The 6,000-nt window shown below is 66.7% G+C and carries 5 protein-coding genes; 1 reads left to right on the top strand and 4 read right to left on the bottom strand.

Annotated elements, in window-relative coordinates; all coding sequences use genetic code 11:
- Nucleotides 1-537 precede the first annotated feature (537 nt).
- Nucleotides 538-1,083 carry a WG repeat-containing protein gene (locus RCF13_RS08600; protein ID WP_134968915.1) on the bottom strand — a complete coding sequence of 182 codons (546 nt, stop codon included), beginning with the start codon at nucleotides 1,081-1,083 and terminating at the stop codon, nucleotides 538-540.
- Nucleotides 1,080-2,786, bottom strand: coding sequence for an alkaline phosphatase (locus RCF13_RS08595; RefSeq protein WP_134968914.1), 1,707 nt, complete (start codon nucleotides 2,784-2,786; stop codon nucleotides 1,080-1,082). The genes RCF13_RS08600 and RCF13_RS08595 overlap by 4 nt, the downstream gene beginning before the upstream one ends.
- A gap of 154 nt (nucleotides 2,787-2,940) precedes the next feature.
- Between RCF13_RS08595 and RCF13_RS08590 the strand changes: the two genes are divergently transcribed.
- Nucleotides 2,941-4,275 carry a dicarboxylate/amino acid:cation symporter gene (locus RCF13_RS08590; RefSeq protein ID WP_134968913.1) on the top strand — a complete coding sequence of 445 codons (1,335 nt, stop codon included), beginning with the start codon at nucleotides 2,941-2,943 and terminating at the stop codon, nucleotides 4,273-4,275.
- A gap of 260 nt (nucleotides 4,276-4,535) precedes the next feature.
- On the opposite strand, the gene RCF13_RS08585 is transcribed toward RCF13_RS08590, so the two are convergent.
- Nucleotides 4,536-5,243, bottom strand: a complete 708-nt coding sequence (locus tag RCF13_RS08585) for a C40 family peptidase (protein ID WP_227836959.1) — start codon at nucleotides 5,241-5,243, stop codon at nucleotides 4,536-4,538.
- Between the two features lie 197 nt (nucleotides 5,244-5,440).
- The gene (locus RCF13_RS08580) at nucleotides 5,441-5,980 is read right to left on the bottom strand and encodes a C40 family peptidase (protein WP_005418044.1); all 540 of its coding nucleotides are present in this window, start codon (nucleotides 5,978-5,980) and stop codon (nucleotides 5,441-5,443) included.
- Nucleotides 5,981-6,000: the final 20 nt, after the last annotated feature.

The raw sequence follows: 6,000 nt of genomic DNA, 5'->3' as shown, positions 1-6,000 counted from the left end.
TATAGGGTGGGGTTTACTTGGCAGGGCTGCGCCCTGCACCTGCAGAGGCCACGGCCACTGCAAGAGCCGAAGCAACAGCCGAAGCTGGTTTCCTGAGGATTGGCGGGGTGGGCCCGGTTGCGGGGGGCGCTGCAAGTACGTCCATGTAAGCTCGGTCGCCGCATCCATGCGGCTCACGCCCCCGCAACCGGACCCACCCCGCCTTCGACAGATTCCTGCGAACTGTCGGAATTGCTCTTGGGGTCAGATCCGTTTTCCTGCGGAAAACGGATCTGACCCCTATTTATTTCGATATCTGACAGATTTCATCCACGCGTGGCGTGGATCTACTGGCCACCGGAAAACTGTCGAAGGCGGGGCACTGTGGGTTTGCGGGGTGTGAGTCGCATGGATGCGGCGACCAAGGCTACATGGACGTACTTGCGCCGTCCCCGCACACCCACGGTGCCCCGCCATCCCACGGAATGCACGCTGTTGCTGTTGCTTCGGCCGTTGCCGTTGCATCTGCAGGTGCAGGGCGCAGCCCTGCAGAAAAACCTACTTCACCCGGCGGCCCGAGCGGTCGATGCGGAACCGCTCTCCGCCTTCCATCGGCGTGTGGCCATCGGCATCCGGCGTGCCGCGGCGGCAGCCGTTGCAGACCTCGGCCACGCCATCCTGGAATGGCCAGGCGAAATCGAAGGTGCCGGGCACCACCTGGCGGAACTTCAGGTCGAAGTAGCCGACGCGGCTGCCGACGCGGCCGCGCAGCAGGCCTTCCTGCGGCGTTTCCGGGCCGTTGTCCCAGGTCAGCACCGGCAGGCTGCGGCCCGCGCGGTCGACGTAGTGGAAGCCCTGGTCGGCATACACCACGGCCAGACCGTGGTCGTCGTAGTTCAGGTCCTTCAGCGTATCGGCGCTGATCTTCAGCCGGTGATCGACCACCTCGCAGTTGGGGAGCGGCCACAACCCGTGTTCGTCGGTCAGCAGCTTGCATGCCGGTGCCTGTGCCTGTGCATTGGCACTGACCAGCACGCCAAGCATTGCCAGCGACCGCGCAAAGCGGCCGCTGGCAGGGGCAGGGCGGGCCCGCCGCGCGATCACTTGGCCTCGGCCTTGCGTTCGAAGGCCGTCGGTGCCGGCAACTGCACCGGCACGCCCTTGTCATCGCAGGTGTCGGCCTGGCACAGGCGCTCGCGCAGGGCCGGGGTGGCCTGCACGATCATGTGGTAGATCGCGTTCTGTTCCAGCGTGCCGCGGATCGCCTTGCTGCCCGGGCCACGTGCCCAGATGCCGACGTCCTCACCACCATGCGATTCGGACTTCATCGGCACCAGCGCTTCCTGCATGTAGTCCGGATGCTCGGTGTCGATCTCGCGCAGGTTCGGGCGACCGTTGGCCGGTTCGAAGCTGCTCGGGTTGTGCGGGTAACGCTTCGGCCCGGCCGGCTGCTGGTTGCTGCTGCCGGTGTGGCCTGGGCCGTTGGCGTAGCTCAGCGTGGTGTACGGCTGGCCGGTGCCGTCCAGGGCGTAGTCCAGCTTGCCGGCGCCGTCTTCGCCGCCCTTGTCCTTCACCTTGCCCAGGATCGGGTTGCCGCGTGCCGGGTAGCCGACGAAGTTCAGCGTGTGCGAGTGGTCGGCGGTGACGATGATCAGGGTGTCGTCGGCCGAGGTCAGCTCGTTGGCCACGCGCACCGCATCGGACAGTGCCACGGTCTCGGTCAGTGCACGGTAGGCATTGCCGCTGTGATTGGCGTGGTCGATGCGCGCGCCTTCGATCATCAGTACGTAGCCTTCCGGGTGCCTTGAAAGGTTCTTGATCGCCGCTGCGGTCAGTTCGGCCAGGCTCGGCTCACCGCCCGGATCCTGCGGGCGCTCGTACTCGTAGCGCATGTGGTCCGGCTCGAACAGACCAAGGATGGCCGGCGCATTTGCGGCCGCGGCCAGCTGCTTGCTGTTCCAGACATAGGCACCCTGCGGATGCGCCTGCTGCCATTCCTGGACCAGGCTGCGGCCGTCCAGGCGCTGGCCGACCTTGTCGTCGTATTCCGGGTCGCGCTCTTCCACGGTGGTGAACTCACCACGGCCGCCACCAAGGGCGACAAGCGGGCCGCGCCCATAGCGCGAGGTCGACAGCAGCTGCTGGGCGATGTCCTTGCAGCCGGCCGCCTTGGCTGCTTCAGTCAGGTCGGTGTCGTTTTCCCAGTTGCGCTCGGGCGAGTGCGCGTAGGTGGCAGCCGGGGTGGCGTGGGTCAGGCGAGCGGTGGAGACCACGCCGGTGGCGAGGCCGGCGCTGTCGGCCAGCTGTAGCCAGGTCAGCAGGCCCTTGGACAGGCTGTCGGCACAGTCGGTGCGGCTTCCGGCACTGACGCCGATCGCGCCCATGTGGGTCTTCACGCCGGTGGTGATGGCGGTCATGGTGCCGGCCGAATCAGGCGTCTGCGAATCGGTGTTGTAGGTCTTGCTGAACGCCGTGGCCGGGAAGCGTTCCCAGGACAGCAGGTTCTCCTCGCCGGAGCCGCCCTTGCGCTGGCCCTCGTAGATGCGCGAGGCGGCCACGGTGGTCAGGCTCATGCCGTCACCGAGGAACAGAATGACGTTCTTCGCCTTGCCGGACATCGCACCATTGGCCGCAGCCTGGGCGGCACCGCTGCGGTACCACCACTGCGGGGTCTCGCCGGCCGGATGGGCGACGGGATCGACGGCGACCTTCAGGCCGGCCGGGGCGGACGCGGGGGCAGTGCTGGCGCAGGCGCCCAGCAGAAGGGTGGTGGCGCAGGCGGCCAACAGGGAGACGGAACGACGCATGGACGCTGGGATCTCACAAACTGTAACGGGACATTCATTATGCCCGCCCCAGCAAGGCACGCCGATGACACACTGATTTGCCGGCCGGGCGGTCGTTCTGCGGGCTGCCTTGGGCTATCGTGCCAGCATCCCTTCCTTCCCCTCTGGATTGCCTATGAAGCTGGTCTCTGCCTGGCTGCGGATTCCGTTCTGGCAGCGCGTGGTCGGTGGCTTCGTGCTCGGCGCGCTGGCCGGCTGGGCGCTCGGCCCGGCCGCGGAAACGTGGTTCGGCCCGCTCGGTGAGCTGTACGTCACCCTGATCAAGATGATCGCCGTGCCGCTGGTGTTCTTCGCGGTCATCAACGCGATCTCGTCGCTGCACGGGCAGAAGTCCGTGGCCGCGCTCAGTGGGCGCACCTTCCTGTGGTTCGTGATCACCGCCGCGCTGGCAGTGTGTGTCGGCCTGGCCGTGGGTACGGTGCTGCAGCCCGGCGCGGGTGGCCTGCAGTTGTCCATGGCCAGCAACTACGTGCCGCGCGAAGTGCCCAGCGTGGTGCAGGTGCTGCTGGACGTGGTGCCTGCCAACGTCTTCTATGCGCTGTCCGGCATCGGCACCAAGGTCAACGCGGCCGGTGAGACCGTGCTGGCCGCGGGTCGCGGCTCGATCCTGCCGGTGATCTTCTTCGCCGGCCTGGTGGGCTTTGCCATCGTCAAGCTGGGCGAGAAGGTGACCGAGGCGCGCAAGCTGGTCGGCCAGATGAGCGACATCATGATCCAGGTGACCCGCTTCGTGCTGGAAGTCACCCCGATCGGCACCTTCGGCCTGATCGCAGGCCTGGTCGGCAGCTATGGGTTCGAGAAGCTGCTGCCGCTGGGCCATTTCGTGCTGGCGTTGTACGTGGCCTGTGCGCTGCACATCGTGGTGGTCTACAGCGCGCTGCTGCTGGCGCACGGCCTGAACCCGCTGAAGTTCTTCCGTGGCGCCGCACCGGGCATGCAGGTTGCGTTCGTCAGCTCGTCCAGCTTCGCTGCGATGCCGGTGGCGCTGCGTTCGATCACCCACAACCTGGGCGTGAACAAGGACTACGGTTCGTTCGCGGTGCCGCTGGGCGCCAGCATCAAGATGGACGGCTGCGGCGCGATCTATCCGGCGCTGTGCGCGGTGTTCATTTCGCAGTACAGCGGCGTGCCGCTGACCCCGGAGCAGTACGTGGTGGTGCTGATCGCCTCGGTGCTGGGCAGCTTTGGCACCGCCGGCGTGCCGGGTACTGCGGTGATCATGGCCACGGTGGTGCTGAGCGCGGCGAACCTGCCGCTGGAGACCATCGGTTACCTGTATGCCATCGACCGCATCCTGGACATGATGCGCACGATGACGAATGTGACCGGCCAGATGCTGGTGCCGGTGATCGTGGCCAAGGAGACCGGGCTGCTCGACCAGGCGGTGTATGACAATCCGTCCAGCAATGTGGGCGTGGACGATCCTGACCCGACTCCGCCACGCGGCTGAGGTTGCGTGGAGATGTAAAAGGCCCGCCCTGACCCGGCGGGCCTTTTGTTTGGGAGCTGGTTGGCGCGGTGGCGGCCAAGGCGGGTCCTGGTAGATCCACGCCATGCGTGGATGGAAGGCAGTGCCGACCAACGGTCGGCACCCACCAGGGCAGGCGGCGCGATGCCGACCAAGGTCGGCACCTACCGGGGGCGCAAACAAAAAAGCCGCTGCGGGGCAGCGGCTTTTTGTCTTTCAGGCGGCGCCGTAGCGCCAGCGGGTCAGAGGTCGACCCGGCGGGCCTGCATGAACTTGTTGCCCCAGTAGCCACTGAGCAGGGTGTCCACGCGCACGTCCTTGCCCGAACTCGGTGCGTGCAGGAAGCGGCCGTCGCCCACGTAGATGCCGACGTGATCGACGCGGCCCTTGCGGCCGAAGAACACCAGGTCACCGGCAGCCAGCGCGGTGCGGTCGTTGATCAGTTCGGCGTTGTCATCGTGGGCCATCTCGCGCGAGACGCGCGGCAGCTCGATGCCCAGCGCCGAACGGAACACATAACCGACCAGGCCGCTGCAGTCGAAACCGCTGTCCGGGTTGCTGCCACCCCAACGGTACGGGGTGCCCAGCAGGGTCATCGCGCGGCGCAGCAGCGACTGCACCTTGCCGTTGTCGGCGGCGGTACCGACAACGCTGCCATTGGCGGCGCTGCTGGTGTCGTAGTTTGCGAGCAGGCGGCTGAGGTCGCCGGCCACCACGGCCGAGCGGTCCATCAGCGGAATGGTGTCGTTGGCGGCCAGGTGCGGCAGCAGGGCGGCCAGCGTGGCGCTGGCGGCGGCATCGACGCGGCTGCGCTGCGGAGCGGCAGCCTCGGCCTTGGCGGCCGGTCGGGCGGCGCTTTCGGCCACCGGGGCCGGGGGCACATCGGAACGGTTCGGAGCAGTCTGCGACCAGGCCGGAAGGCTGGTCAGGCACAGTGCCAGGCCAAGCAACAACGGGCGGGCACTGCGTGAAGATACGGAAGTCTGGCCTTCGCTTTTCAGGTCGTCAGTCGTCACGCGTCGGTCACAGGAAAAAAACGATGGGGCATCATGCCCTGTAAAAGCGCCGATAAGTTAAAAATTCCGTTAGTAAAACGTTATTACAGCTGTGATTTGCGTCACATTTTTGAACATATCGCCTGTTCATTTTAGCGAAGGACGCGTTTCGCCCCTGTGTAGTGGTCTTTCCAGTAGGGGCCGCTGAGCGAGTCGAGGCGTACCGTCCCGCCGGTACTCGGCGCGTGCACGAAACGCCCCTCACCTACATAGATGCCGACATGGGTGACGCTGCCTCGGCTGCCAAAGAACACCAGATCGCCGGTGGCCAGGCGCTGCGGATCGATCTTCGGGCCCTGTACCGCGGCCAGGTCGCGCGAGGTGCGCGGCAGCCGCAGGTCCAGCATCTCGCGATAGACATAGGCGACCAGGCCGCTGCAGTCGAAGCCCGAATCCGGGGTGTTGCCGCCATAGCGGTACGGCGTGCCGACCAGGCTGATGGCCCGCATCAGCACCGAGTTGGCGGCCTCGGGGTTGTCCGGAACGGTCTTCGGCCAGTTCGCCGTCGGCGGGGGCGGCGCCGGGCGGGTGGCCTTGCCGCCGCCACAGGCGGTCATCAACACAGGCAGGGCCAGCAGCAGGGCCGGGGCGAGAAACCGGCGCGGGCCGGACGAAACTGGCGTGATGTGCATGATCTCCGGATAATGCGCCA

Source organism: Stenotrophomonas maltophilia group sp. RNC7 (assembly GCF_030910085.1).
In the GTDB taxonomy this organism is placed as follows: domain Bacteria; phylum Pseudomonadota; class Gammaproteobacteria; order Xanthomonadales; family Xanthomonadaceae; genus Stenotrophomonas; species Stenotrophomonas sepilia.
Note: the sequence above shows the minus strand (reverse complement) of the source record. Positions and strands in the feature narration are given on the sequence as shown.